The following is a 26,914-nucleotide window of genomic DNA, read 5'->3' on the forward strand; positions in this document are numbered from 1 at the left end:
AGAAGTTTCTATGAAGTTACAAGGGGTGTTATGTCCGTTATTCATATAGAACTGAATCGTCTTTTAATTGGAGCTGAGAGGCTCTGTACTTCACGAAATCGCAGTTTACCTGTAGAGCTAGGCAAATCCCTTTATGAAGAGTGTGAGGGTGGTGTGCTGTTTTCTCAGGCGCATTATCTACTCGACTCATCTCATAGTGATTATACCAACGAGATCGCCTGCGTTACCTTTGATGAGTCGTTATCTTGCTGGTTGGTGATGGTGCCACTTGAAGATAATGCGGAAACCGACTCTGTCAATTGGGGACCTTACCCTTACCTTCCTCAATCCAAGGATCTTGATGCTATTTTGGCTGAAATAGAAAAAGACCCTAAATCTTACTTCTGGTCGTGACCATTTTACTTAGGTGTTCGCTGGTGGTTTGATACCAAAAACGAACGACCTTCGTAAATTCCCACCAACACATTTCAGATTTATACTTTTATCGGCATGTGCATCTGCACTCGTACTTTCTAAGACTGTTCAACCAATAAGACAGTACAGCCAATAAGATTGTGCAACTAATAAGACTGTGCAACCAAAGAGCGGAAGTCTTTTGGAGTCTTGCCATGATAGGTTTTAAAGGCTGTACTGAAGTGTGCCGCGCTTTTAAATCCAGATTCATAAGCGATTTGAGTAATAGATTTATTCGATGTTCTGAGCTGTGTCGCTGCGTGGGCGATTCGCTTTATCTTTAATAGATTTGAAAAGGAAAGGTCTTCAGCCGATAAACGGCGTTTAAGTGTGGCTGGTGACATCCCCATATAGCTGGCTAGGGTATCGAGTGAGATATTATTCTCAATGTTCTGTTCAATGTAATGAATGACCTTTTGCGTCACGGTTAACCTTGACGCTCGGGCAATAATAACTAATAGAGCAGGGTGCTGCTCGACCATTAGAGAGAGCAAACCTAAACCTAATTGAGTGAGTGCGTAGTCATTCTGAGTCGATGAATGAACGAGCGACATGATGAGCTCTTTCAATTGGCATATTTCGGTATCAGTTTGATTAAACTTAATGTATTTATCTGGGACTCGTGTGGGTTCTAAGTCGCTGAACTGATTAATGAATTTCTGAAAAATAGCTAAATCAAAATCTACACAGGTTGCGCTGAATTCGCCATTCTCAGTGTCAACGGTGATGTCTTTAATCTGACCAGAATTGTAAAGAGTAAAATCTCCGGCTTGCAATGAGGCTTCAGTCCCATCAGGTAGCACGAAAGAAATACTGCCTTTAGAAACGATGAAAATACCGTTTTTAGAGGCGGGGTAACGTTCCCGTTTCCTGGGAATGAAGTTTCTGAATTGAGTAACTGTGATTGATGACATAGTGCGCTTCTTTGACGTTGTAAACTGATTGCTTATTGATTATTTTTTTTAAGTATTGTTTAAGCATGAGACATTTACAAAAAAGGCGCTAATAATTAGCGCCTTTAGAAGTGAACCTTTGAAGCTTTTGACCTTGAAAGCCTTAACCTTGCAAGCTTTGACCTTGAAAGCCGTAACCTTTAAAGCTTTTAAGCTTCGGTTTCGTTTGTCGTTTCAGGCTCGCTAGGCAAGTCCGCAAATACTTGAGTAGGTTTTGCTACTAAGTTACGGTTTTCCTGATTAACTTCGAAGAGAACTACTTCTAAAACGTCTCCCAGTTTGTATACCATTTCTTTATCGATAGATACAGTACCCATATCACCGTTGCACTCTATTCTCTCTTTATTATCAATAATGAGAGAACCAGGGATAAATGCAGCTGCACCATTCTCAAGCAGACGCACACGCATACCAGCACGGTTAATGTCGAAGATCTCTGCTTGGAAGCGAGTCTCTTCTACAGGAGCGTTTACTAGAGTACGAGCGTACAACCAATCGCCAACATTGCGCTCAGCCATACCGTGGTGACGGCGGTGCAGGGCAAGTTCATCACCAATAGTTTCGTCTGGTGTTTGAATTGGCGCTTTACCTAAGATGTGTGCTTTAAGCATACGGTGGTTAATCATGTCGCCGTATTTACGAATTGGAGAAGTCCACGTCGCGTAAATGTCTAAACCCATCGCGTAGTGTGGCGCAGGTTCATTGCTGATCTCGCTGTACGCTTGGAATTTACGAATACGGTTGTCGTAGTAGCTGTTGTCTAAAGAGCCTAACCAACGACGCAGAGTAGCAAAACCTTCCAGAGAAACGATCTGCTCTTCTGTAAACGGTGTTTCTGCTTCTGGGTTAACCAGTTCTAGAACGTCTGTTAATTTCTCAGCTTTAAAACCAGAGTGACAGTTAAAGACACCTTGGTTGAAGCTCTCTTTTAATACTCGGCCTGCACAGATGTTCGCGCTGATCATAGACTCTTCAACCAACTTGTTTGCAGTACGACGCATGTCTGCGTGGATAGCGACAACATCGTTATCTTCGCTAAGTTCAAAGCGGTAGTCAGGGCGGTCTGGGAATACAACAGCGTTTGTTGAGCGCCATGCTGAACGTGCTTGTGCAAATTGGTGAAGGTCAGAAACAATCGCAGCGATCTCTTCTGATGGTTGCCATTTGTCTGATGCACCGGTTTCTAGCCAGTCAGATACGTGGTCGTAAGCAAGACGAGCGTGAGATTTGATGTTGGCAGCGAAGAAGTTAATGTCATCACCGATAACACCCTCTTTAGACACTGTCACTGTGCAGCAAAGTGCCGGGCGAACTTCGTTTTCTATTAGTGAGCATAAGTTATCAGCTAGATCACGAGGTAACATAGGAATGTTACGACCTGGAAGGTAAATAGTGAAACCGCGCTCACGAGCCACTTTATCCATCGCATCATCTGGAGAGATGTAAGCGGTAGGATCAGCAATCGCAATAGTTAGCTCAAAATCACCGTTCTCTTTCTTCTTAGCGTAAAGCGCATCGTCCATATCTTTTGTGCTTTCGCCATCGATAGTCACAAAAGGGACGTGAGTCATGTCGATACGTTCAAGATCAGCGTCGTCTTTGATCTGCCAGTCGTCGATGCCTTCAGGTTCGCTGTTTGGTAGGTCGTTTTGTGCAAGCGTTACCCACCAAGGTGCGATCTTGTCGTCAGCATCTGTGATTTTTTCAGATATTTGAGCCAAGAAGCCGTTGTCACCTTTTAACGGGTGTTGAATGATATGAGCAACAACCCAGTCGCCTTCTTTTAGCGTTTCAGGGTTTAGCCCCTTTTTTGCTTTCGCTTTAAGTTGCAGCTTTTTCAGTTGTGGGTGATCTGGAACAACGTTCAAACGACCTTTAAACAACTTCACTCGAGCAATAAAACGAGTAAGGCCTTGTTCAATCAATTCCTCAGGCTCTGCTACTTCGCGATCTTTCTCGGTGCGAATGATGGCAATTACCTTGTCACCGTGTACACATTTCTTCATGTATGGAGGTGGAATGAAGAAGCTGGTCTTGCTATCGACTTCGAGAAAACCAAACCCTTTTTCAGTGGCTTTGATTGTACCTTCCTTTTTAGGGAGGGTTTCTTGGATTTGCTGTTTGAGTTGAGCGAGTAGAGGATTATCTTGAAACATTTTGACTTTTATCTATCGAGGACAATTGAGCACACTATAATCATTGCGAAGCTTGATTACTACTTAAAGGCGAAGTGAGCGTTAATTAATTGCCCTCTTATTTAACTAGGTCAATTTGCTAGAAGATGGGTGCTGTGACGAGATATCCATCAAGTTTTGACGATATGATAACCAGTATTGATGTAAAAGCGAAAAATATGTGATGTATTTCAATTTTTTCTGGATTTTTTTATGCATTTAGGGAATAATCCGCCTCCCTTAGACGTCCCTAATGGCTTGAAGTGTTTTATTACTGCTTCGTAACTCTGAATGGAATCAGTATCTGATTGGATCAGTATTGGAATTGATAGAGCTCCCGGGACCTTTTGTTTACTTATATATAGTGGGATCCCAATGTCCGAATCTGTAATTCAATTTAATGAATTAGCCCTTAACGATAACATTCTTTCAGCTCTTGATAGCATGGGTTTCGTTTCTCCGACTCCAATCCAAGCAGCAGCTATTCCTCTTCTTCTTGAAGGCCGTGACGCACTAGGTAAAGCACAGACTGGTACTGGTAAAACAGCAGCATTCTCTCTGCCTTTGCTTAACAAAATCAACCTGAACCAACACAAACCACAAGCAATCATCATGGCTCCTACTCGTGAGCTAGCGATTCAAGTTGCTGCGGAAATCAAAAACTTAGGTCGTGACATCAACGGTCTTAAAGTTCTTGAAATCTACGGTGGTGCTTCAATTGTTGACCAAATGCGTGCTCTAAGCCGCGGTGCTCACATTGTTGTTGGTACTCCAGGTCGTGTTAAAGACTTACTAACTCGTGACCGTCTACACCTAGATGAAGCGCATACATTTGTTCTTGATGAAGCAGATGAAATGCTAAAAATGGGTTTCGTAGATGACGTTACTTGGATCCTTGAGCAAGCTCCAGAATCTGCACAACGTGTACTTTTCTCTGCAACTATGCCTCCAATGGTTAAGACTATTGTTGACCGTTACCTACGTAACCCTGCACGAGTTGACGTTGCTGGTACTAACCACACGGTTGATAAAGTAGCGCAGAACTACTGGGTTGTTAAAGGCGTAGAAAAAGACGAAGCAATGTCTCGTCTTCTTGAAACTGAAGAAACTGACGCGTCAATCGTATTCGTACGTACTCGTCAAGACACTGAGCGTCTAGCTGATTGGCTATCTGCACGTGGCTTCAAAGCTGCTGCATTGCACGGTGATATTCCTCAGTCTCTACGTGAGCGCACTGTTGATCACATCAAACAAGGTGTTATCGATATCCTAGTTGCAACTGACGTTGTAGCACGTGGTCTTGATGTTCCACGTATCACTCACGTATTTAACTACGACATCCCATTCGATGTTGAATCTTACATCCACCGTATTGGCCGTACTGGTCGTGCTGGACGTAAAGGTAAAGCGATCCTACTAGTTCGTACTAACCAAATCCGTATGCTTCGCACAATCGAGCGTGTAACTAAGTCTCAAATGGAAGAAATCCAACTTCCACAACGTGACGAAGTTGCTGCTGCACGTGTTGCTAAGCTTGGTGCTGAGCTTGAAACTGAGAAAGAGAGCAAAGCTCTAGAAAACTTCGCAGGTTTAATCTCTACACTACAAGAATCTCTAGAAGTTGATGCTGCTACTCTAGCTGCAATGCTTCTTAAGCGTCAGCAAGGTAAGAGCCCACTATTCTACGTTGGCGAAGACCCAATGATCGCTGCTATTGAGCGTGATAAGAACCGTCGCAAAGAACGTCGTGAAGATCGTGACAATGGCCGTGACGGTGGTGGTCGTAACTTCAATACTCAAGATTGGGATACGTACCAACTACAAGTTGGCCGTGAGCAAGGCGTTCAGGTTAAAGACATCGTTGGCGCACTAGCAAACGAACTAGGCCTAACTAAAGGTTCTATCGGTGCTATCAAGCTAGACCAAGGTTCTACTTACGTTCAACTGCCAAAAGCAATGAACTCTGAAACTGCTGGTAAGCTAAGCAAACTTCGCATTCGTCAAAAAGAAGCTGGTGCTGTAGTTGTTGATTTCAACGACTTCCGTGAGCCTCGTCGTGGCGGCGGCGGTCGTGATGGCAACCGTGGCGGTCGTGATGGCGGTCGTGGCGGTCGTGATGGCGGCGGCTACCGTGGTAACCGTGAAGGCGGTAATCGCGAAGGTGGTAACCGTGAAGGTGGCAATGGCGGTCGTGGTGGCTACCGTGGCAACCGTGACGGCGCACGTGATGGTAACTCTGCTGGTGGTCGTGATGGCGAACGTCGTTTTGACCGTAACCGTGGTGGTGATCACCGTGGTAACCACCGTGGCGAACGTGGCCATGGCAACGCAGCAGCTGGCAATGGCGGCAACCGCGGTCGTCGTCCAGAGCGCAGCGAAGGTTAATCAACCTTTAGTTTAAGTTGAAATTTACAAGTCAAGTGCTTATAGACGAATAGCTTAAACAGTGAAATTGGAAGCCGAGTATTATGCTCGGCTTTTTTGTGCCTGCTATTTTATTCTTTACGCCTGTAGCACGTCCTAAGCCCTGATTAAGATAGTGCCTCGCATCATAAGGCTGCCACAGTGACATGTGCGTAAAGCGCCGTTTAGCGTGTCTAGTCTAGATGTATGGGAGTCGAGCGATGTCTAGCAAAAGAAATGCACAGCTATAGTGAAAAATGAAAATAGATTTTGAAGTAAGAGCTGCTCAACAGTTCGAGCCGAATAAGTGATCTCTTTATAGTGCTGAGGCGACGTTAAACGTCTTAAAGTCTATTAGCGGGTATTGGCAACCAACAGCTCTATATTTAAGTGTCGTGCTGTATTTTTTAAGTCGCAGTGTAGAACGCCAGCTTGTTTTTTTGCTTTATGGGCTTAATTTATGAATTGGACTCTTGGGTAATATTTCAATCCAAGGTGACTTTGCTCTCAATGTGGTTTGTATGGACCTATCAGTTTCATAAGTGCATTTACTTCATCTAATTCAACTATTTTTTAATTTTCGTTCTCGAAAGAAATGAATTGATGACTAAGATCAACTTAATTGTGTTCATTTGGTGGTTTTTGCAAAACAAAAGTTGAAAGATTCAAAAATTATTGAATAATAGACTTAACTAAAATTGAAGCGCAAACTTCACTAAATTCGTACTGAAACAGGATCCATATCCAATGTCTAATTCGTTTGTTCTGGTTATTAACTCGGGTAGTTCTTCCCTTAAATTTGCTGTCATCGATTCTGTTTCTGGTGACGCAGTATTAAGTGGCTTAGGGGAGTGTTTTGGTCTTGAAGATGCTCGCATGAGCTGGAAGCATCAAGGTCAGAAAACAGAAATTGCTATTCAAGGCGAGGGTAACCACCACAAAATTGCCATTGGCAAATTGGTTGGCCTGATGGAAGACTTAGGCTTCACAGCTGATATCGTGGCGATCGGTCACCGTATCGTTCACGGCGGTGAGAAGTTCACTCAAACCGTTCGTATTACTGAAGAAGTAACGAGTGAGATTGAAAGCCTATCTGACTTAGCTCCACTTCATAACCCAGCAGGTGCTATCGGTATCCGTGCTGCAATTGAAGCTTTCCCTTCTCTACCTCAGTTCGCCGTGTTTGATACTGCTTTCCACCAAACGATGCCACAACGTGCATTTACAGGTGCAATCGCAAAAGAGCTATACACAGACTTCGGCGTTCGTCGTTACGGCTTCCACGGTACGAGCCACTACTTCGTTAGCCGTGAAGCTGCGAAAATGGTCAACAAGCCAGTAGAAGAATCGAGCTTCATCTCTGTTCACCTAGGTAACGGCGCATCTGTATGTGCTATCAAAGACGGTAACAGTGTTGATACTTCAATGGGCTTCACACCGCTTTCTGGCCTTATGATGGGCACTCGTTGTGGTGACTTAGACCCAGGTATTATCGAATACCTACTTAAGAAAGGTTGGTCACAAGAGCAAGTATTCAACTCTCTAAACAAGGAGTCTGGCTTCCTTGGCGTGTCTGGTCTTACGAGCGATGCTCGTGGCATTTTAGAAGCAATGGAAGAGGGCCATGAAGGCGCTAAGCTTGCGTTTGAGGTGTTTACTTACCGCGTATCAAAGTACATTGCTTCTTACCTAGCAACGCTAGATTCCTTAGACGGCATCATCTTCACTGGCGGCATCGGTGAGAACTCTCTACCGATTCGTCGTGAGATCCTAAGCAACCTTAAGATTCTTGGTTTTGTTGAAGATGTAGCGGGCAACGAAGCAGCTCGCTTTGGTGCTGAAGGCATCATCGCTAAATCAGAAATGCTTGGCGCAGTAGCAATGGTTATCCCAACCAATGAAGAGTTAGTTATCGTACGTCAGTCGATTGAAGTGATGAATCGCACTAAATAGTTTTAACTACACTAGATATTAAGCCGCTGATTTACAGCGGCTTTTTTTTGTTTTAACAAAAGTGGAAGGTGGAGAATTAAGAAGATGAAACCTATTTACTGAGTTAGAAATACAAGATTAATTTGCATGAATATTCAATTTTTGTATATTCAAAATCTGGTTTTCAATATATATAACTTTTGTATATTATTGTTTCTTATAGGGTTTTTTTTGGATTTGTCGTATTTGCTCGTTGACTCGTCATGTGTTATTTGTTGAAATGTATTCAAATTGACAGAGAAACAATATGAAGAATGAAAGTAAAATTACAAATCAGAACACTGCTCGACTAGCGTATATCTACTCAAGAGTAAGTAAATCGATACAAGCTCAGAATGGACAAGGTATTAGTAGACAAATTGAACGTGGAAAGAAGTTTGTTGAAGATTTGAATGCGAGAGCAGGTAATTCTGGACAAAAGTATACGTACGAAGTTGCGAACGAGATGATAGTTGATGAGGGGTTATCAGCGTATTTGGGAAGAAACACTGACGAAAATGCTGGTTTAGGAGCATTTTTGCAAGCAGCCAAAGAAGGTGAAATTCCACCCCATTCTCTACTCGTAGTTGAAGCTGTTGACCGAATCAGTCGCTTAGACCCTAACCAATCAAGAATGATCTTCCTTGAACTTGCAAAACATAAAATTGATGTCGCAATTCAACGGTTCAATTTAGTCGTTTATCACGACCGAAAAGCGGATTTAGGTAGTGATTTGCTTCTAACTGTAGGTTTTCATCTTGCATACATGGAAAGTCAGCAAAAATCAGAGCGTATAAGGGCTACATTTGATAAAAAGAGAGAGAAAGAGAGAGCGGGGGGAGCAAGGCGAACTTCAATTTGCCCTCCTTGGATGAAGCTTTCCACGTGTAAAACAAGGTTTGAACTGATACCAGAAAGAGCTGAATTACTAAAACGTATTTTTAAAATGCGCATTAATGAGAAACGAGGTTCAACTTCTGTTGCAAAGCAACTTAATAGAGAAGGATTATTAAACTTCAATGGTCGACCATGGAGTTCTAAACTTGTCGAAAAATATTGGAAAATGCAGCAATGTTTAGGTGTTTTTCAACCGCAAACAGATGACTATAGTACAGGTAAACGCCGTAAAATCCCCTTGGGTAACCCAATAGCTGATTATTATCCGTGTGTGATTAGCAAAAGTGAATTCTCGCAAGTTCAGGCAAGTTTCGCTATGTATGAAAAAGGGGCTAAATCGCACAATTGCAAAAATTTGTTTGCTGGAATCTTAAAGTGCTCGGTATGCGGTGGAACATTGAGCTTTGCGCAGTCGAACAGAGGTCAACCTAAATTACGTTGTCGAAACTACTTAGACGAAAGAGGATGCACACAAGGGCAAAAAGGATCATTGAATTACCGTCCTGTAGAGTTGTTGCTAATAGATAGTTTTGAGTGTATCGACTATACAAAGCTTTATGGTAGCAGAAGTACAAATAGTGACGCTAAAACGCTAGCAGGCATAGAGTTTGAAATTAATGAACGCACGAAAAAAATTGGCGAGTTGAGAAAACAACTTAAGAAAATGAATAATACTGATGCCATCGCTATGATAGCAACAGGACTCGATAGCACTTGTATTGAAGTTGAAAGCTTAAAACAACAACAAGCTATATTGTTAAAAGCACAGTCAACACCAGACATGTCGCAAGTTACAGGATTAGATTTCAGTAAAGAAGTCGACAGACGTAAATACAACAGTTTTATTAGTAGCTTTGTAGAGTACGTGGTTGTGTCAGAGAATGACTGTATTGTGACATTCAAAGGAAACCTAGGTTCTGTTCAATTGTATCTTGATGATCGCTTAGAGAGACTAAGAGAGCGCGGGTATAAGTTTGGGAAGGATATTATTGAATCAAAGTTCCAAAAACATCAGGAACATGACATGAAAAAAGTGATTCAAGTTGATTTAAAAGAGCTTGCTGATAAAACAAATCAGTTGTTTTCACAACTCACAAGGGCAGCAATTCCAACTGATTCAGATTACTTATCTAGTGTGAAGTTTTCGTTTAATGCACAGTTAAATGCAGGTCTTTGCCCCAGTAAAAAGAATATTACAAGTATTATGCTTAGAAATGGATTGTTAGATAAGAGTGCATAAACTTCCCAACATGTAGTTTCTACTTAATATTAGTTATATATAAATGAATTTCTAATTTATATATAACTATTTTATTGGTTGTAATTCCTTCGGATGTGTCTATGTATTCGTTAATAAGCGTGCAATCTTCTTTGACTATAAGTTTTATATTTGTATTATATTAATTTGAATTTTGTTTTTTATTGCGTGACAACGACGAAAAGCCACTATAAGTGGCATGTTGTTTTTTTACATATTTCAAGTTTGATGTGTGTGCTTTTTACTATTTTTGTTGCATATTTTGATTTTGTAAGATAAATCAAATATTAAATAATTTAGAAACTCAATATGCGAATGTTCTCTAGACTCTCCAATATCACCTGGTGTTACTTTTTCCAGATTATATAGTTTGCTTTTTTTGTACTCTAGGAACTTTTTTTGAATGCCTGAAATGTGGTAGGCACGTATTCTATTATACTTTCTCCAAGCAATGACCCGTTCCGTTTTTTTTGTATCACGTGTAGTTTCAAGTATAAAACAGTGCTTTAATATATAGTTAGATATGTAAGATAAGTTATGTGTTCTTTTTCTTTTTAACTTACTTGATGTGAACCTTTTTATATCTAAATTAGCGAAGTCATTTTTGAAGTACTTTTTATATGACTGAATATATTTATTAGTTAGTGAACTGTCACAAAATAAAACGATATGGTAATGCGGACAACCAGAGTTAGTTGGTTCTACAGTCTTAATACTAGCGCTTTTTTCTAGATTAATACTTAACTTGTGACGATATAAATAGTTCCGATGAAGTTTAAATTGATAGTTAAATTTTTCGTGTGTCGCTCTGACGCTTTCACCATTCCATTGGTGGTACATAGTGTTGTGTAGAGTGTTAGAGTGATGCTCTGGTGTTGCAGAGATCGTTATGAACAGGAAATCGTAGTCTCGTGCAATAGCAATATCTTCAAGTGTTTTTACTTGTTGATATAAAACACTACTTCTAAGCTTATCTTGCTTTTCTAAGAATGATTCAACGCAAGTTTTATCACCAAGCACACTTGTCAAAAACTTATTATTCGCACTGTCTTGTTCTTGAACTCTACGCAGTGCTTTGTCTGAAATATAAGGTTTATTTTTACCGCCGACAAGTCTATTCCTCATATCGAATAATTGCTCTTCTTCTTTTACATATTCGAGAAATTTACGAGACAAATATTTATTAGATTTAAGCTGTTTTAATGCAGATTGTCTTATTCGATTAGAGCGCACTAAATCACGGAGGGGGAGTTGTTTTATTAAATTGGCAGGAAATGTCTTACTTATATCATCAATTAGCTTTAATACATTCGATTTACTGTCTAATGTGTTTTCTAATAGTGTTGAATAGTTAATTAATATGTTTTGCATTTGTTGGTGAAAATAACAATACCCAAATCTCTTTATGGAAGAATTTGAGGAATTAATGAATTTGTGAGCAAGAAGTTCTTTGTTTAATATATTTGTCATTTTATTTTTATACTACCATTTATTTGAAATGACTGGCAATAATATGTTGATATTATTTTAAAATTAATGGTAGTATAAAAATATACACTTAGTGACCGACTAAGCTTATTGTTTTTTGTTCCAAAAAACAATAAGCGTCGGATTTAAATAAATTTAAATAGGTAAGATAATATGTATCAATTCATTCATTATGAATTATACAGTCTTCTTCCGAGTAAAAAAAGAAAGTCTTATATTTCCGTTGCTAAAGAGTTCATGAGACTCGAATATGCCTGCTCTCATGTAAAAAATCCATTGCAGCCACAAGTGTTGTATGGTGTAGACGCAATGCAAGCAAATAAAATAATTGAAAATAGACAGTCTAAGGCTAGAGATAAAATAGGAAGAAAACTAAGAAAAGACGCAAATGTTGTACTGTCGGGGGTTTGTTCATTACCTCCTGATATCTACGTGTCTGATATGGAAAATAAAACACATGTTACAAGTGCATGGATAGAGCGGAATATTGAATACTTAAAAAATAAATATGAAGATAACTTGCTCTCAGTGATTTTGCACCTTGATGAAGGGGAGCCTATCCACCCTCACTTGCATTTTGTAGTTGCGATCCCTGACACGAAAGAGCATGGGAAAGCTAATTTAATGTATTTACATGAACCGTTGCTAGCAAGACAAACGAGTGAGGGAGGGAGGAAAGCAAAGTTTGATGCTTACAAAAACGCTTATAGAAAGTTGCAGGATGAGTATCATCGAGAAGTCTCCGAGAAATTTGGGTTGTTGAGATTGGGTGCAAAACGGCAGCGACTGACAAGAGCTGAATACAACGCTAGAAAAGCAGAGGCAAGCCGCATTCGTGATTCATTAGATACAATTGAGCACCAAAAGTCAGTAATTAAAGTCAAGAAAGACGAGTTAATTAAACAGAGTAAAGCAATCGAGAGCTTTAAGATGCGCCTAAAAGTAAAAAACAAGTCTTTAATCAAGAGAGAAGATAGCATAGAAACAGCAATTAAAGACAAATTTAGGAATAAATCAACTGTAAAGTTTTACTCTGAAAAAATAGAACGATTAAAATCAAAAAATAGAAAGTTGAGGTCAATAGTTTCTTTACATATGAAGGAACAGTCTGAAAGTAGAAGTAGTAAAATGAAATATAAATTAAAATTGTCAGAAAGAGAGGCTGAAATACGCTCTCTGAATGAAAATATTTTGTTTAAAGATGAGCTTATAAAGAAAATAAGAAATGCCAAAACTAAAATAATAACTAAAGGTGAGTTTGAAAATGAGTATTAGACATGAAGATAGAAAAACAAACATAAATGAGATAATGAAGTTAAGTTTAAGGTTGAAGAGAGAGTACTATGCAAAGCATGGATGTAGTGACCCTTATCTTGATAATATAATTCGATTGTTAAAAGTTTTTGATAAAGAAATTCTTTCTGACGAAAATGAAAAGAAATTTACTTCTCACATTGCTAGTAAAATCTATGACTTTTTTAGAGCTGTAGAGAAAGTGAATAAAAAGAAAGTAAGTAAAAGTGAAGCTTTGAAAGAACTTGATAAAAAGTAGAACTCACTAAGCTTGGATTAGTGTTATTTAAGCACACTCAAGTAATACCACTTTAAAATATACAGAAAGTGGTATTACAAAGACAAAATTAACCGATAAACAATACCAGTATTATAAGAGTATCATTTAAAGATACCGATGGAGTCAATATGCAATTTATTTATTCTCGTGTTTCTACAGTAGAACAGAATGTACAACAACAAACGGATTTTCTTGCACAATCTTACAAGCATGACGCAGTTTTTGAAGATAAGTTTTCGGGCAAGGACTTGGAAAGACCAGAATTTTTGAAGATGTTGAGTAAGTTAAGGAGCGGGGATTCTGTAGTGTTCTACGATATAAGTCGCCTAGGAAGGAATACACAGGGAGTTTTGGAGTTCTGCGAGAAGATGAATCAGGAAGGTGTAAAAGTCATTGTCCATACACTTGGTGGTATTGATATTACTTCTAGCACTGGAAAACTTGTACTCACTACGTTAGCCGCTGTGGCAGAGATGCAGCGAACTGAGATGCTCGAAAAGCAGAGAATAGGAATAGAGCGAGCTAAACGAGAAGGACGTTACAAAGGAAAGCAAGTAGCAGAGTCTTCCGTAGTGGAATATCGAAAGGTTATCGAGTTAGTTGATTTAGGTATGAGTCAAACAAAAGCGATTGCCATCGTAGGCATGAATAAATCAAAGTATTATCGACTCAAAAGGAAGATAAGAGATTGAATTTACGTTGATTTAGGTTGTATTCTTAGCCAAAACATATTGAAAGTTGTGTTGATGTTGCTGATAATAACCATATTTTTATTATGCGGATAATCAGTTGAAACGAATGAAACCAAGGAAAACCCACGAGATCATCAATGGTGTACTCAAGCCTACGCGTTTCTTCGGAAGCAAGGCAGAAGCTAAAGATCAAGCATTTCATAAGTTCATAATTCAAGCGACTGATGATGAGTTTGAGCGAGCAATTAATGTAATAATTAAAGATGACGAAATATTTTCAAGCCTAAGTCAAAGTAAATTAGATATTAATAATATATTTGAAACCCTAATATATGGTGAGCAAGATATAAATGGGCATAAAGCTATATATCTATATGATGCTATTTTTTCTCGGGAAATTGATAAGTTAGCCTTTTTTAATGACAATAAAATTATAATTGAAGATCTCTTTGTAAAAGGGGAGTACTCGAAGGTTGAGAAATTATTATTAGATTTAAATGACAAGGTAGGTTACTCAATTTGGTCAATTAATTTGCAGTTTAACTTATATACTGCAAAAAAAGAATATTCAAAAATTGATGAATTTCTAGATAATTTAAAGTCTCAGAACGATCATTCAATTTTTTCTGATATTGTTAGAGTGTCAGGTTGGAAATTACAAACAGTTGATTCAAAACTTATTCTTGAGTCAATGGTAAGGCGACCAAATAAAGAGTTCATCGAAGGTGGTGCATCTAATATAGCTGCTTTTTACTCTCTGCTGTGTTTACCATCGTCTTTATATGAAGATGTAGATTTATTACATAGTATTAACTGGCTTCAAAGACTTCCTTTGGTTGATTTGTTTGATTGTTTCTGTAAGGTTATAGAGAGCGCCTTAATTAAAAAGTCTTTAGAATCAAATGACAGAACCATACTTCTTAGAGTTTTCAAAAACCTAGAAAGTAAAATCAGTTCTATAAAAATATCAAATATTATATCTTCACTAGAAGAGCGGGGTTTTGATGATAGTCAAGTAAAGTTTGACCAACAAATAAATGACTATTGTGAAGGGAAGTATGATGCAGTTATAGACTACTTAGAAAATGATGTTTCGAGTAATTCAAATATAATCACTAAGATTAATATGTACGCGAAATCTTACATATATACAAGTAGGAAGCCTGCAGGTTTACCTGATGTTCTCAGAGAGATAATTAATAATCTTATCTCAATATATTCGCTAGAAGATGCTAATCAATCTGTTGAACAACTAGTTGATTTAGCAATAAAATATTCATCTTTAGAACTGTCTGAACATATACTTATAAGTATTGTAAAATCTGCACCATACTTCTTTTCATCGGAGAATAAGAAAAATATAGTTTTAAAATCAAACTTTCTTAATTGTCCATTAACACCTTTATCATATAATCTTCATACACCTCCTTCAATGTATGTAAAATCTAATAGTAAAGATCTTCCATTACATCTTAAGGTAAAGAAAGACACGATTGAATCTATCACCTCTTCTTCTTCAACCGCACATGAGTTAGTTGACCAATATTATAATTTATCACCTATCAAAAAAGATGCTATTGAGCTAAAGGTTCAGTATTTATTACAAATAGGTGATATTGATGAAATTATTGATTTTTCTGCATCGGAGCTAATTAATAATCCAAGTTCAAATGTTTGTATTCCTCTTGAATATATTACTACTGAAATAGAGAACGATTCGATTTACACTATCGATTCTGTAATATGTGGATATTTTCATAACCACTTTTCTGATCTTGATGGCAGTGCTCTTCTAAACGAAGTTTTTGAAGAGTACTTTTTCTCATTGGGGATCGAAAGACCGAGTGAATTAGTTACCAAAGAACTGAATAGTAAAAATATTTTCCTATTGAAGAATATTTCTAAAATAGATGTTATGGATTATTTAGGAAGTTTTGATGATGATAATGACCTCAAGATTGAACGAATTAATATTTTGAATAAGTTGGTTTCTCATAATTATGTTAATCAATCAGATATTGATATGGAATGTAAGTCAATTGTCGATGATATTATAATAGAAAGTGAAGCTGCTAAATTTAATGACTCAAAAATTTATGTTGATACTCGTTTTATTATAGATAAAAGACGAAGCGATATCGAATCTTTGGTCTTAAAGTACCACTCTCATAATGGAGATAATCATGAGGATCTTGTTACACTTGAGGACATGACAATACTGAAAGGTAACAAAAATGAAACTCTAACTCGATTGTTCAAAATGTTATTAGTTGAGTATATGGATAATAAAGAAATAGGTCTAGACAAGAACTTGAGTTCAGAAATAAGACACGGTTTCTTCAGTAACTTAATGTGCTCTAATCTTCAAAAACGACAGCTGATAACTGAGTTGGATGAGAGTGGGAATTATAAATCGAATGATTATTGGAAGAATTATTACAAGATAGTAAATAGTAGTATACTTGATGAAGTAGACGGTGTTTTGATTAAATTTAGCGATGACTTTAATAGTTTAATTGAATCTGCGGAACAATGGATGAAAACATCATTAAATGGTGATGAACCTGAAAGGATTTTTAGGTTTGACTTTACAACCATTGATTTCAATAAAGTACGCTCAGTGTTAGATGCACAAGGAAGTGTCGATGAGGTAATCAATGAAATTTTTGATGTATTCAATGTTAAACTGTTGAAATGTTTAGAGGAAATGAAGAAGAAGCTTAATGAAGAATTCATGTTTAATGTAGATTGTTTGTTTTCTAGTCTTATTGAAGATATTAATCACTGCAAACACGGGACGGCATTAAGTGATTTGTTCAGTGAAATTAAACTAGCAAACACTGAAGTTAAAGAAGATATCCGAACAGTTTGTGAGTGGTTCTCTTTAAGGAAAAATGTAGAAATAGATTCATTTGAAATAGACAAATCAGTTAAATTATCTGAAAGATGTTTTCAACAAATTAACAATATTGATGTAAATGTTGATATAGATTACGAGGATAGTCTTTTCGTTGAAGGAAGTCATTTATATGCTTTGGTTTTTACATTTATTAACTGTTTTAATAACTGTCTCAAACACTCATTTGGCAACAGTAAAATAGACGTAGCTATAAAAAGATTTGGTTTGTCAGGTTTTCTCATAAATATAACTAATACTATTGATACTAAATCCAAGCAGGCTTTGTTGGATGGGAAATTAAGTTCTATTAGCAAGCAATTAGTTAGTATGAATAATCATGAGTTACTGGTCAATGAAGGTGGTTCTGGATTATATAAGTCTTTGCATGGCTTGAGGATGGTATCTGACGATTACACAATCACTCCAAGTATTGTGGGCAACCGTTTCAATGTGGAGGTAAAGTATGCCAAATGAAATTCTAATTGTAGAAGATAATGAATATAAAAGAACTAGAATAAAAGAATTAATTAGTACTGAGTTCCCTGACTGTAAAATATCAGAATGTTATTCTTTTACTTCTGCATGGAAGTTGATTTCAAGTAATAAATTTGACCTCATATTATTAGATATGAGTATACCAACTTTTGATAAGACAGACTCCGATCTTGGCGGAACATTTAGGGTTTTTGGTGGACGGGAACTGGCAAGAAAAATTAAACGACGTGCTATTTCTACCAAATTTGTATTTATTACACAATACAAAAGCTTTAGTGATAGTACTAGCTCTCTTTCTTTCGAAGGTTTAAAAGATGAACTACTATTACAATATGAAGATGAATGCCTTGGTCTTATTCTATATAGTAATACAGCAAGTGATTGGCGAGAAGAGTTAATAATGCATATGAGAGAGCTATAATAATGAAAGTGTTACTTGTAGATGACAATCTTTCCAGATGCGAAGAAATAAATAAATTATTGACATTATCTGCTGGCATTAACGTTCAAGATATATACACGTGCCACAATACTCAATCGGCAAAGAAAATGATGAGGAACATTAATTTTGACTTTTTAATACTTGATGTTGTGTTGCCAAAGAGAGATGAAACTCCATCAGCAAAATTTGGCTTAGCATTGTTAAGTGAAATTAAAAATAGACCTCAGATTTTAAAGCCAAGTAAGATTGTTGGTATAACTGCACATACTGACGACATTTCTTCTTTTAAAGAAGAGTTTGATAAGTATTGCGAAGTGGTGATTGAAGCTTCGCATAAGAATAGAGCTTGGAAGGCTAAAATACTAGATTCGATTAAATTTGAAACTGTTAAAAATATATCTAAGCACACTACAAATAACAAGGTTACGTGTTTGTCCGTACATGGGATAAGAACCCTTGGTAAATGGCAGCAAGACTTAAAGAAAACAGTAGAGTCTCATATTAATTCTGTTGGTTTTCAACATTATAAATATGGTTACTTCACCGTTATCTCTTTCTTTGTTCCATTCCTTCGTATCCTCGAAGTTCGGAAGTTTGAATCAGCTCTAGAGAAAACCTTGGGAAATGATGATGATGAAATTATAATTTTTTGCCATAGTTTTGGGACGTATATTGTTGTAAATGCAATAGAATCTCTTATCAAAAAAGGGGTTGATTGTAATAAAATAGCTAAATTGGTTTTAGCTGGGAGTGTTCTGCGGTCTAATTATGACTTTTCTAATATTCTTACGTCTACGAATATGAAGATTGTGAATGATTGTGGCTATAGCGACAATGTCTTATTATTGTCAGAGGGTTTTGTACCTAATACAGGCATGGCTGGGCGTGTAGGGTTTTACGGTCTTAATAATCAAAGGTTTTCTAATAGATATTTTTCTGGAGGACATAGCCATTATTTCGAAGGCGGGAACAACTTTATCGAAAATTATTGGCTACCTCTATTTTCCAATGAACTAGAGTTAGAGTTAGTTGATGATAGGTTGGGTAGTGGTTTCTTTACTCGTAATCTGGAAAAAGTTGTTCATGCTCTGGGAAAAATAAAGGAGTTAGCGTATCTAATTTTGATAGTATGGTTAGCTAGATACCTTATTATTTAAATAGGTATATTGACATGTAATAGGAAGCCTAAATGACAATAGTTATCTAACCGAGCCTTTTAATGGTTAGTTTTTCGTGATTAATTTCACAATCTTGTGGCTTTTTTTACTAAAGTACATGAAGAATGATTATTCACTAATTTTGCTTGCAGTACGAATTCCCCCCCAACCAACGAAGAGTTCGTGATTGCTCAACAGTCGGTAGAACTTTTGTAATCTGAACTGAAGTCTAAGCAAGAAAAAGACAATCAAAAGCGAGCCTAAGTGGCTCGCTTTTTTTTGGACGTTGAAATGTTTTAGTAGCTAATAATACGCAAACAATATGTGCTCACCTTAAAATTTGTCTTACTAACTGAGCGTTCATTATCTTTCTCCTATTATGTAGTGGGAGAAATAATATGAGTTTATTCGATTGTTATCTGAGGTATGCGATAAAGCGCTTCGTGGCCGAGTGAATGAACGTATTTAGGATAAATTAATGGGTTCATTGTTTGTTGTTCTAAGTTTTTATCAATATTTCATTGCTATTGTTAAGCTTGGCGAATGATTGGTGTTGGCGAACTACTAAATGGTTTCATTCAACGATATCTAGGTTAACAAATAAAAATGATAATAGATAAGAAATTGTTTTACAGCGTGGATTGTCAATAAAAGACGGCTAAATAAGCCTTATAAAGTCTGCATTACTAATAAATAAGGAATGCAGTGATGAGTGTTTATTTTAAATTGTTCGTTGTCATTATATTGGGGACACTATTGAGTTTGTTGATTTTCCCTGAGCTCTCTTCCTTTTCTTTTACGCCTGATGTTGAACATCACTATCCAATAGGCAGTTTTGAAGTTCATGCTTTTTTTGAACAGCACTGGCATTCCTTATAGTTAAAAAATTCATATAAATCATCGTCTTTATCTTTTTTTATATCGCAATTTTATTTCATCATTTTATTTCATTTTAAAATTCTCGAAACGAAATACAGGTTAAGGCAAGTTGAAGAGGAACAAAAATTACAATGAACCCTACACATCTGGAGTTTAACTATGACAACTAAAACAGCTCTTAAGCCTGGTATTCAATACAACGCCGAAACCGTCCTTTACACAGGCAACTTTATTACTATGAATGAAGAGCTTCCAAAGGCAGCAGCGACCATTGTACAAGATGGGAAAATACTATTCGCAGGTACTAAAGATCAGGCTGAAACATTTTTAGCCGATAAAAGCTTAGAATATCGCTTAGATGCTCAGTTCGAAGGCAAAACAATTGTGCCAGGTTTTATTGAAGCGCATATGCATCCACTGATTGCAGCATTGTTTACAGGTATGTTTGAATATGGCGGACAATACGACCGTCTAGGTGTAGAAGGTAAGTTACTAAAGGGGTGTGCAACTGCTGAAACATTAAAAGCGCACTTACAAGATCTTAAAAAAGAGCACGACAAGGCAGGTAAAACAGGAGAATGGATCAATCTTTGGGGCTTAGACCCACTGTTGATGACTGATGGGACCATTGTGAATCGTGATTTCTTGGATTCTGTTATTGATGACTCTCCGGTGTTTTTTATGCACGCAAGCTGCCACTTAGCAGGACTCAATACATTAGCGCTTGAAATGTCAGGGTTCAGCTTGGACGACAATGCTGAATTTGTATTACGTGAAAATGGTCGATTGACAGGCGATATTGCCGAAATGAAAGACATCTACCGTGCACTCAATGTTGGAGCATTTAACTACGGAACTGACCCGGCCGTGATCGGAAAGACCTTGATCGATTACGCGAATATTGCCCACTCATTGGGTGTGACTACAGTCTCGGATTGTGGCATGGGCTTACCGTCGAATCCATATCCGCTTTACCAAGCATTGAGTACCAACCCAGCGTTTAAGCTTCGTATTACGGCTTACCCTTTGGTAGGGCCTTTCAATTTGGAAGACGTAAACACCATGAAGCAGAACGATACAGACAGGCTTTGTATCGGTAGCGTGAAGTATGTGAATACCGATGGGTCCATTCAAGGTTTCACTGCGAATCTGTTAGACGGCCAAACTTACTACAATGGCAAGCCGAGTACCTCGCTGACTCGCGACGTGGAAGAGATCTACGAGTCTGCTTTGCCGTTCCATAAAGCGGGCTACAACATCTCGTTCCACTGTAATGGTAATGGCACCACAGAAAAACTGCTAAATATTATCGAACGCATGCAGAAAGACACACCAATGCCAGAAGCTCGTCACTGCTTAGAACACAACCAAATGGTGACTGACGAGCAAATGGACAGAATGGTCAAGTTAGGCGTGTGTCACAACCTGTTTGGTACTCATATTCCGGTTTGGGGTGACGTACACGCAACACAAACCGTTGGACCTGAGTATGTTAATCGATTGAACCCGTTCCAAACTTCGGCGAAAAAAGGCATCCCGTTCTCTATTCACTGTGATGATGGCGTAACGCAGGTTAACCCGTTGTTTATGATGTGGGGTGCAATGAATCGTAAGTGCATTTTCTCAGGTAACGTGTATGGAGAAGAAGAGTGCCTAACCGCTGAGCAAGCTCTGCACGCTGTTACACTAGGTGCGGCTTATCTAATGGGGCACGAAGACAGTAAAGGCTCGATTTGTGCTGGGAAATTGGCTGATTTTGCTGTGCTAGACGCAAACCCACTAGAGACGCCAAAGCTAGAGGTAAAAGATATACGAGTACATGCCACAGTGTTAGGTGGCGATGTTTCAGTACACAAAAATGCAACAACGTCAGTGAAAGAACCAGAAATGGCTTAATCATATAAATACAACTTTCACATCAACTCAAAGAGCACGTAAGTGCTCTTTTTTTGTGTCTATAGAAAGCCCTTAAAAGTATTCACTATAACGTGAGGGCTTCACGGTACTTCTTAAAACATGCTGTAAGAAGCCGCTTCAGAGCCAGCATTGGTGGCAAGCAATATAACCAAGGTCTGTAATGGCAGATATTAGCGCCGCTATGGATTACTTATAAGTGGACAAGAATACAGCTGAAACCCTAAATCTAAATTTTCGATTAACGAGCTGAGGGTTATAGAACGCCATTATTCACAAATGTATTTTCTAAAGTTGGATGAGTTGCCAATGGAGAGGGGAATGTCGAGAGAAACAATATTAGGGCGTTGATACTGGACTATCGTTTTCACAGTGTTTAAGGCGCTTTAATCGATGAGTGGAGTTGTCTCTAAAGGCTTGATAGCTTTGCCTGATGACCTGATGACCTGATGACCTGATGACCTGATGACCTGATGACCTGATGACCTGAGCAAAACTTAAAAAGCCAACCCGTTAAGGTTGACCTTTCACTAGATTTTTAGAGAGTGTTTGAGAGTGGGGGGACGAGGCTGAAGCTTCGGTGGATCGATTCGAGAGCTGATATATCCACCGAGGAGTGAAATCAACACCAGAACCATCATCGCTAAGTTGAAACCAAAAACGCGAGCGTTTGCATTTTCATTTAATAGATATTCAGCTTGATGGTTATCTAACTGATAATTTTTAATCAATGTGTTAACACGGCTATCATCAACATAGGGTACATGAGAAAGTTGGTTCAAATCCGAAACGAAATCTTGAGGGTAGTAGGTCGCGATCTCATGGTTAGAGCGAATGTTGTGGTCCATTGCACCTTGGTTTAATCCGCCAAATAGACTGATACCTAACACCAAACCAATGTTTCTTACCGTTGCTTGTAGGCCACCAGATTGCTCCGCATCTCTTTCACCTAAGGCGCTTGTAATGATGACGGGACATTGGGAAGCCAAAATACCCATCGCAGCCCCTAGCAACGCCATACCCAAATAGAAAGGGGCTAATATTTGTTGGCTTTGGCTCGATAATATCAATGTTAACCCGGCGAAAAACATTGTGATGAAAGCAATTTGGCAGAGTTTTTTCTGTGATTGCTGTTTAAATATGATTGGAGTCGCCACTGATAGAACAATCATACAGGCAGAGAACAGAAGAATAATGCTACCAGAGTGAGCAGAAGAGAGCGAGATGGCGACTTGCAAGTAAGTGACGGTGACAAAGCTACTTCCGCCTAGTGCAATGTACATCAGTGAAAGTACGATAAATCCCGTTCTTGACGCACTATTTTTAAACCAGCTAAACGGTAAAAGCGCAAAGCCGTGCTTCCTTTCAAACCTAATTTGCTGAATAACAAACAGCGTAAATAGCAAAACGCCTAGGCTGAGCAAAAACAGGGCAGGGCTTAATGGGTAAATCACGTTCAGCCAGTAAGGAACCTTTGCGCCATTTAAGACTGTGAATACGCCCCAATAAGGCATCTTAATTAGCCCTAGAAAAACAGCGACCGTGCTTACTGCACCGAGTATTGCACCAACAACATCGAACTTAGTCGGGCTGTTAGTATGAATAGGACGAATAGCAAAGATGGCCGCCATTAAGCTCGAGAAATAGCACACTGCAATAATAACGAAAGACCAATACCAATCGGTGTTGTCGTGCAGCCAGCCGCTCAACAAGGGGATGATGGCTGCTGCTAATCCGGTGGCAGCGGCCATAAAGCCGAATCCAACAGCGCGATTTTTCCCCGGGAAATGCGCAACCACAAGCGCCAGAACAGCGGGAAGTATGAGCGCAGAGGCAATGCCCGCGAGAGGGCGGACTAAAAGGGATAGGGTGGTTATATCATCGATTGCGATAAAACCAAGTGTGGAAATAAAGCCGATGCTTGTGCCAAGGATCAATAATCGTCGCCAACCAATAATCAAACCGAAAATGCTTGCAGAAAGCATCAAAGCCGCGCCAACAAGTGGTTGAACACTGCTTAGAAACTGGATGTTCGAAATGTCTGTTTGAAAAACATTAACCAGTGCGGAGGTGGAGATAGACAGGTTGGCGACATCTGCCGAGAGTGTGAATTGTGCTAAGCAGAGCGCGATGAGTAACCAAGTTGTTTTGCTATCGTTCTTCTTATCCATAAAATCTCATTAGGTGATTGAAATTACGTCGGGTGAAACGAATAAAGCCCCGGCATTGCCGAGGCTTGAAATGTTACTCTTCGCTCTTCATTAATGAACGTTGGGGAAGTTTAGAGCACAAGGCTAACCCACCAAGCATTAATCCAATCAAAGTAAATAGCGCATAGTGAACCGACTGTAAGCGAGACTCCGCCATGACTTCGATGACAATGCGTTGCTCTTCTTTATCTGCAATCAGATTCTCCATAAGGTCAACTGCCATAGCGTTTGATACGAATGGTAGCGAAGGTTGCTCAATAATGATTTGCTTCGTTTCTGCTGATAGCGCCTCATGTTCTGCTACGTTTGACTTAATCGCACCAGTTAAAGAGAACAACATCACTGAACCTAGGATAGCCACACCAAACGCTTGGCCCACGTTACGAGACGTCGCTTGAATACCACCTGATTGTTGAGCCTCACGCTCACTAAGTGCAGAGGTTACAACAATCGAAGCTTGAGAGGCTAGAAGGCCAGCACCTGTGCCAAAGATGGTTAGAGAAATGTATTGCCAGAAGGTGATACCTTCAGTGGTAAAGCCTAAGAACATCAGCGCAGTACCTGTCGCAGCAATACTGAAGCCTAATTGGCAAATACGCTGGCACGTTAAGTGAGCCAATTTAACTGGAGCACCAAGGGAACCAATCATCATGCCAAGAGCGAACGCACATAATGCCATGCCAGATGAGAATGCACTCATACCCGCGACAAGCTGCATGTAAGAAACGTTGATGAAACCCGTAGCGCCAAACAGTAAGAAGATCGTGGCACACAAGACTAAGCCGACCACAACTTGTGGGTTTTTAACATAAGAAGAAGGAAGAAGAGGTGTGCCACCTTGCTCTTCAAAACGGCGCTCCCACACCATCAACACTTTAAGTAGTGTAGCGCCTAATAGTACCGTTGGAATCGCTGGAGACATGCCCAAAAGGTTGAAGTCAGTTAGGGGCTTGATCAATCCCCAATCAGAGATTTTAAGCAAACCAGTCACGAAACAAAGAAGGCCAACACCTGCTAAGGCGATACCGATAGTGTCGAGTTTACCTTTGAAAGGGCTAGACTCAAGCGTTGGTAGTTTCATGCTACCGAACATCACAAATAAGCAGTAAATGCCTAAGCCACTGAAAGCGACTTGGAAGCTCGCGACATCCAAAATAAAGCCAAACAACAATGGCGTAACTGCACTTGCGAGGCCAACCAGAGCTGCAATCGCAGAGAACGCGATCGCTTGGTCTTTACCTTTGTAAATACCTGCCACGTTTGCCAGCACTGCAGGGATCAGCAAACAAGCACCTAAACCAGAACCCACACGAGCTCCATAATTTAAGACTTCCATATTTGGAGCTAATGCGGCTGCAAATGACCCCACAGCAAGCATGCCTGCTCCGATGATCATTTGACGCTTCCATCCAATAATCAGACCGATCAGGCCACCAGCGATCATGCCGGCGCCTGCAATAAGCGGGTACATTGCATTAGCCATTTGAATTTGCGGCATGCTTGCACCGTGAAGGGCTATGAGTGCCTCAGTAGAAATAGCCAATCCAGAGTTATCGGCCATGGTTGAAAATTGGGCTGCGAGGAGAACAATCAGAGGGAACCATTTGGCTAACCCTGATTTTTCTTCCGGAGTAGGGAGTGTGGTTGCGGATACCGTCATTGTAGATACCTTTATGTTGAAGAGCGAAAGCTCAAGTCGTTATAGTTATGAAATAATCTTCATCACCATTTAACCCTGTGAGTTCACTTACTCTCCAACCAAAAAAAGTATCTTTAGAAGAAAAAAAATTGTATTTGTAAATTGAGAGGTAAAAAAAAGTAAATTAGTGCTAACTACCTGATTTCTTGTCTAAAATATAAGATACATCTAAGCCTGCACTTTGCTCGACCTCAATGAAAATTCGACCTTCATCGAGGTTCCAAGCATTCAGACGGATCAAATTACTACCCAGTGGTATGTCAATATTGGTATTTTCGATAAACGCTTCTAAACCTCGCACTTCTCTCTTCTTTATCTCGAAATCGGTACTGACGTGATCAACACGTTTCAATTCTAATGTAACATCGTAGGTGTAGTTAAATTCGTTGTACCGATTGCTTATTGAAAGTCGAATCCCATCGTTTGCGACTAACATCATTGCATTACTGTCAATCCTTGAGTCATCAATATAGACAGCCCCTTTCCCTTCCCATGCCCCTTCATTTAATCGGAGAGGATTATTTAAATATTGATAAGCTTGTGTGCCAAGTACGCCAGAAACGACAATGGCAATGACTATGGATAAAAGGGTTAAAGTTCGACTTGCTGGCATTCCAAAACTCCTCTTATCTCTGAACAAATTCGATAGAACGACTTATTCTTAGACACATATTTTGTCGAGTCTCCGGGTTGTATAGGTAACGAGCTGAGCTCCTGCTCTGTAGCATTGAAGAGTATCCAGTGATTGCCATATTGGTGGCTAATACGCTCAGGTTGATCAGTAAAAAGGCCAGATGCGCAGAGGGCGAAAGTAGCGATAGAGATAGCCAGTAATAGAGTGATTGAATTAACGATACTCCGTGGTGTGGCTTCTGTTTTGGTATTATTAGTAGTTACTGAGTTGCTCTGTTCGCTGGCGGTGTCAACTGTCTCTACCTCAGTACTTGATATTGTCTGGGCAGTTATTGATACGTCTACGGCCAACTCGTTAGCGTTTGACTCGTTGAGTTTTGGTACTGTGTTGTTGTCAATCTTTGGTGCAACTGCCAGAACATAGCCTTGCTTCGGGATGGTTCTAATCAAAGTTCTATCAGTGTCTTCTAAAGAAAACCTCAACGCTTTAACTGTTTGATTAATTGTTGCGTTTGTCGCGTAAGAGTCTTTCCAAAGTGTTTCTTCGATCGACGAACGTGAAAGGACTTCAGGGAATGTCTTGATGAGTTCGTGAAAGAGGTTGGATTCTCGTGCTCTTAGGCGACTTCGCTCTCCCTGGCTATCTATCACAGCAGAAGTTGGTGAATAATAGAGTTCACCAACTTTATATACTGGTGGCTCTAGGCATAGTTTGAGCATTTAG

Annotated in this window: 18 protein-coding genes; 11 read left to right on the forward strand and 7 right to left on the reverse strand. The window is 39.1% G+C overall.

The features are described 5' to 3' along the window. Window positions 1-30: 30 nt before the first annotated feature. Window positions 31-393 carry a DUF3024 domain-containing protein gene (locus AC3CID_RS17545; protein ID WP_004731741.1) on the forward strand — a complete coding sequence of 121 codons (363 nt, stop codon included), beginning with the start codon at window positions 31-33 and terminating at the stop codon, window positions 391-393. 167 nt (window positions 394-560) lie between these two features. On the opposite strand, the gene AC3CID_RS17550 is transcribed toward AC3CID_RS17545, so the two are convergent. Both AC3CID_RS17550 and rnb read right to left on the reverse strand, forming a co-directional pair. After that, a complete protein-coding gene (locus tag AC3CID_RS17550) occupies window positions 561-1,367 on the reverse strand; it encodes a helix-turn-helix domain-containing protein (RefSeq protein ID WP_004731740.1) in 807 nt (268 codons plus the stop codon). Between the two features lie 188 nt (window positions 1,368-1,555). After that, entirely contained in the window at window positions 1,556-3,562 is a 2,007-nt protein-coding gene (gene rnb, locus AC3CID_RS17555) for an exoribonuclease II (protein WP_488527789.1), read from the reverse strand. A 393-nt stretch (window positions 3,563-3,955) separates the two neighbouring features. Here rnb and AC3CID_RS17560 point away from each other — a divergent pair, with 393 nt between their 5' ends. The 3 genes from AC3CID_RS17560 to AC3CID_RS17570 all read left to right on the forward strand — a co-directional run bounded on the left by AC3CID_RS17560 (window position 3,956) and on the right by AC3CID_RS17570 (window position 10,091). After that, window positions 3,956-5,965, forward strand: coding sequence for a DEAD/DEAH box helicase (locus tag AC3CID_RS17560; protein WP_029224327.1), 2,010 nt, complete (start codon window positions 3,956-3,958; stop codon window positions 5,963-5,965). Between the two features lie 765 nt (window positions 5,966-6,730). Next, window positions 6,731-7,936, forward strand: a complete 1,206-nt coding sequence (locus AC3CID_RS17565) for an acetate/propionate family kinase (RefSeq protein ID WP_488527790.1) — start codon at window positions 6,731-6,733, stop codon at window positions 7,934-7,936. A gap of 286 nt (window positions 7,937-8,222) precedes the next feature. Then, a complete protein-coding gene (locus tag AC3CID_RS17570) occupies window positions 8,223-10,091 on the forward strand; it encodes a recombinase family protein (protein ID WP_488527791.1) in 1,869 nt (622 codons plus the stop codon). Window positions 10,092-10,328: 237 nt separating this feature from the next. Here AC3CID_RS17570 and AC3CID_RS17575 read toward each other — a convergent pair whose 3' ends face one another. After that, on the reverse strand, window positions 10,329-11,579 hold the full coding sequence (locus AC3CID_RS17575; RefSeq protein ID WP_488527792.1) for a replication endonuclease: 1,251 nt from the start codon (window positions 11,577-11,579) through the stop codon (window positions 10,329-10,331). A 171-nt stretch (window positions 11,580-11,750) separates the two neighbouring features. On the opposite strand from AC3CID_RS17575, the gene AC3CID_RS17580 reads away from it, so the two are divergent. The 7 genes from AC3CID_RS17580 to AC3CID_RS17610 all read left to right on the forward strand — a co-directional run bounded on the left by AC3CID_RS17580 (window position 11,751) and on the right by AC3CID_RS17610 (window position 21,630). Beyond that, the gene (locus tag AC3CID_RS17580; RefSeq protein WP_488527793.1) at window positions 11,751-12,872 is read left to right on the forward strand and encodes a plasmid recombination protein; all 1,122 of its coding nucleotides are present in this window, start codon (window positions 11,751-11,753) and stop codon (window positions 12,870-12,872) included. Next, window positions 12,862-13,149: a hypothetical protein gene (locus AC3CID_RS17585; RefSeq protein WP_171737639.1), complete on the forward strand. Its 288-nt coding sequence runs from the start codon at window positions 12,862-12,864 to the stop codon at window positions 13,147-13,149. Before AC3CID_RS17580 ends, AC3CID_RS17585 begins: the two co-directional genes overlap by 11 nt. 149 nt (window positions 13,150-13,298) lie before the next feature. Beyond that, window positions 13,299-13,862: a recombinase family protein gene (locus AC3CID_RS17590; protein ID WP_102540184.1), complete on the forward strand. Its 564-nt coding sequence runs from the start codon at window positions 13,299-13,301 to the stop codon at window positions 13,860-13,862. Between the two features lie 106 nt (window positions 13,863-13,968). After that, on the forward strand, window positions 13,969-17,235 hold the full coding sequence (locus tag AC3CID_RS17595) for a hypothetical protein (RefSeq protein ID WP_488527990.1): 3,267 nt from the start codon (window positions 13,969-13,971) through the stop codon (window positions 17,233-17,235). After that, window positions 17,225-17,677 (forward strand): response regulator, encoded by a 453-nt coding sequence (locus AC3CID_RS17600; protein ID WP_102541032.1) that lies wholly within the window; start codon window positions 17,225-17,227, stop codon window positions 17,675-17,677. The genes AC3CID_RS17595 and AC3CID_RS17600 overlap by 11 nt, the downstream gene beginning before the upstream one ends. Before the next feature lie 2 nt (window positions 17,678-17,679). After that, window positions 17,680-18,855 carry a response regulator gene (locus AC3CID_RS17605; protein WP_488527794.1) on the forward strand — a complete coding sequence of 392 codons (1,176 nt, stop codon included), beginning with the start codon at window positions 17,680-17,682 and terminating at the stop codon, window positions 18,853-18,855. 1,038 nt (window positions 18,856-19,893) lie between these two features. Further along, entirely contained in the window at window positions 19,894-21,630 is a 1,737-nt protein-coding gene (locus AC3CID_RS17610) for an amidohydrolase (protein WP_054545714.1), read from the forward strand. Window positions 21,631-22,178: 548 nt separating this feature from the next. Here the strand turns inward: AC3CID_RS17610 and AC3CID_RS17615 are convergent. The 4 genes from AC3CID_RS17615 to AC3CID_RS17630 all read right to left on the reverse strand — a co-directional run bounded on the left by AC3CID_RS17615 (window position 22,179) and on the right by AC3CID_RS17630 (window position 26,910). After that, on the reverse strand, window positions 22,179-23,819 hold the full coding sequence (locus AC3CID_RS17615; RefSeq protein ID WP_054545713.1) for an MFS transporter: 1,641 nt from the start codon (window positions 23,817-23,819) through the stop codon (window positions 22,179-22,181). A 73-nt stretch (window positions 23,820-23,892) separates the two neighbouring features. Further along, a complete protein-coding gene (locus tag AC3CID_RS17620; RefSeq protein ID WP_054545712.1) occupies window positions 23,893-25,518 on the reverse strand; it encodes an MFS transporter in 1,626 nt (541 codons plus the stop codon). Between the two features lie 169 nt (window positions 25,519-25,687). Beyond that, a complete protein-coding gene (locus AC3CID_RS17625) occupies window positions 25,688-26,170 on the reverse strand; it encodes a hypothetical protein (RefSeq protein ID WP_114634911.1) in 483 nt (160 codons plus the stop codon). Continuing rightward, the gene (locus tag AC3CID_RS17630; RefSeq protein ID WP_237288719.1) at window positions 26,149-26,910 is read right to left on the reverse strand and encodes a winged helix-turn-helix domain-containing protein; all 762 of its coding nucleotides are present in this window, start codon (window positions 26,908-26,910) and stop codon (window positions 26,149-26,151) included. The genes AC3CID_RS17625 and AC3CID_RS17630 overlap by 22 nt, the downstream gene beginning before the upstream one ends. Between the last annotated feature and the right edge of the window lie 4 nt (window positions 26,911-26,914).

This window comes from Vibrio sp. QJM3NY_21 (assembly GCF_057785975.1).

What these genes read in the sequence shown, in the direction of transcription:
- AC3CID_RS17545 (WP_004731741.1), top strand. Translation starts at nt 31, where the DNA reads ATGTCCGTTATTCATATAGAACTGAATCGTCTTTTAATTGGAGCTGAG.
- AC3CID_RS17550 (WP_004731740.1), bottom strand. Translation starts at nt 1,367, where the DNA reads ATGTCATCAATCACAGTTACTCAATTCAGAAACTTCATTCCCAGGAAA.
- rnb (WP_488527789.1), bottom strand. Translation starts at nt 3,562, where the DNA reads ATGTTTCAAGATAATCCTCTACTCGCTCAACTCAAACAGCAAATCCAA.
- AC3CID_RS17560 (WP_029224327.1), top strand. Translation starts at nt 3,956, where the DNA reads ATGTCCGAATCTGTAATTCAATTTAATGAATTAGCCCTTAACGATAAC.
- AC3CID_RS17565 (WP_488527790.1), top strand. Translation starts at nt 6,731, where the DNA reads ATGTCTAATTCGTTTGTTCTGGTTATTAACTCGGGTAGTTCTTCCCTT.
- AC3CID_RS17570 (WP_488527791.1), top strand. Translation starts at nt 8,223, where the DNA reads ATGAAGAATGAAAGTAAAATTACAAATCAGAACACTGCTCGACTAGCG.
- AC3CID_RS17575 (WP_488527792.1), bottom strand. Translation starts at nt 11,579, where the DNA reads ATGACAAATATATTAAACAAAGAACTTCTTGCTCACAAATTCATTAAT.
- AC3CID_RS17580 (WP_488527793.1), top strand. Translation starts at nt 11,751, where the DNA reads ATGTATCAATTCATTCATTATGAATTATACAGTCTTCTTCCGAGTAAA.
- AC3CID_RS17585 (WP_171737639.1), top strand. Translation starts at nt 12,862, where the DNA reads ATGAGTATTAGACATGAAGATAGAAAAACAAACATAAATGAGATAATG.
- AC3CID_RS17590 (WP_102540184.1), top strand. Translation starts at nt 13,299, where the DNA reads ATGCAATTTATTTATTCTCGTGTTTCTACAGTAGAACAGAATGTACAA.
- AC3CID_RS17595 (WP_488527990.1), top strand. Translation starts at nt 13,969, where the DNA reads ATGAAACCAAGGAAAACCCACGAGATCATCAATGGTGTACTCAAGCCT.
- AC3CID_RS17600 (WP_102541032.1), top strand. Translation starts at nt 17,225, where the DNA reads ATGCCAAATGAAATTCTAATTGTAGAAGATAATGAATATAAAAGAACT.
- AC3CID_RS17605 (WP_488527794.1), top strand. Translation starts at nt 17,680, where the DNA reads ATGAAAGTGTTACTTGTAGATGACAATCTTTCCAGATGCGAAGAAATA.
- AC3CID_RS17610 (WP_054545714.1), top strand. Translation starts at nt 19,894, where the DNA reads ATGACAACTAAAACAGCTCTTAAGCCTGGTATTCAATACAACGCCGAA.
- AC3CID_RS17615 (WP_054545713.1), bottom strand. Translation starts at nt 23,819, where the DNA reads ATGGATAAGAAGAACGATAGCAAAACAACTTGGTTACTCATCGCGCTC.
- AC3CID_RS17620 (WP_054545712.1), bottom strand. Translation starts at nt 25,518, where the DNA reads ATGACGGTATCCGCAACCACACTCCCTACTCCGGAAGAAAAATCAGGG.
- AC3CID_RS17625 (WP_114634911.1), bottom strand. Translation starts at nt 26,170, where the DNA reads ATGCCAGCAAGTCGAACTTTAACCCTTTTATCCATAGTCATTGCCATT.
- AC3CID_RS17630 (WP_237288719.1), bottom strand. Translation starts at nt 26,910, where the DNA reads ATGCTCAAACTATGCCTAGAGCCACCAGTATATAAAGTTGGTGAACTC.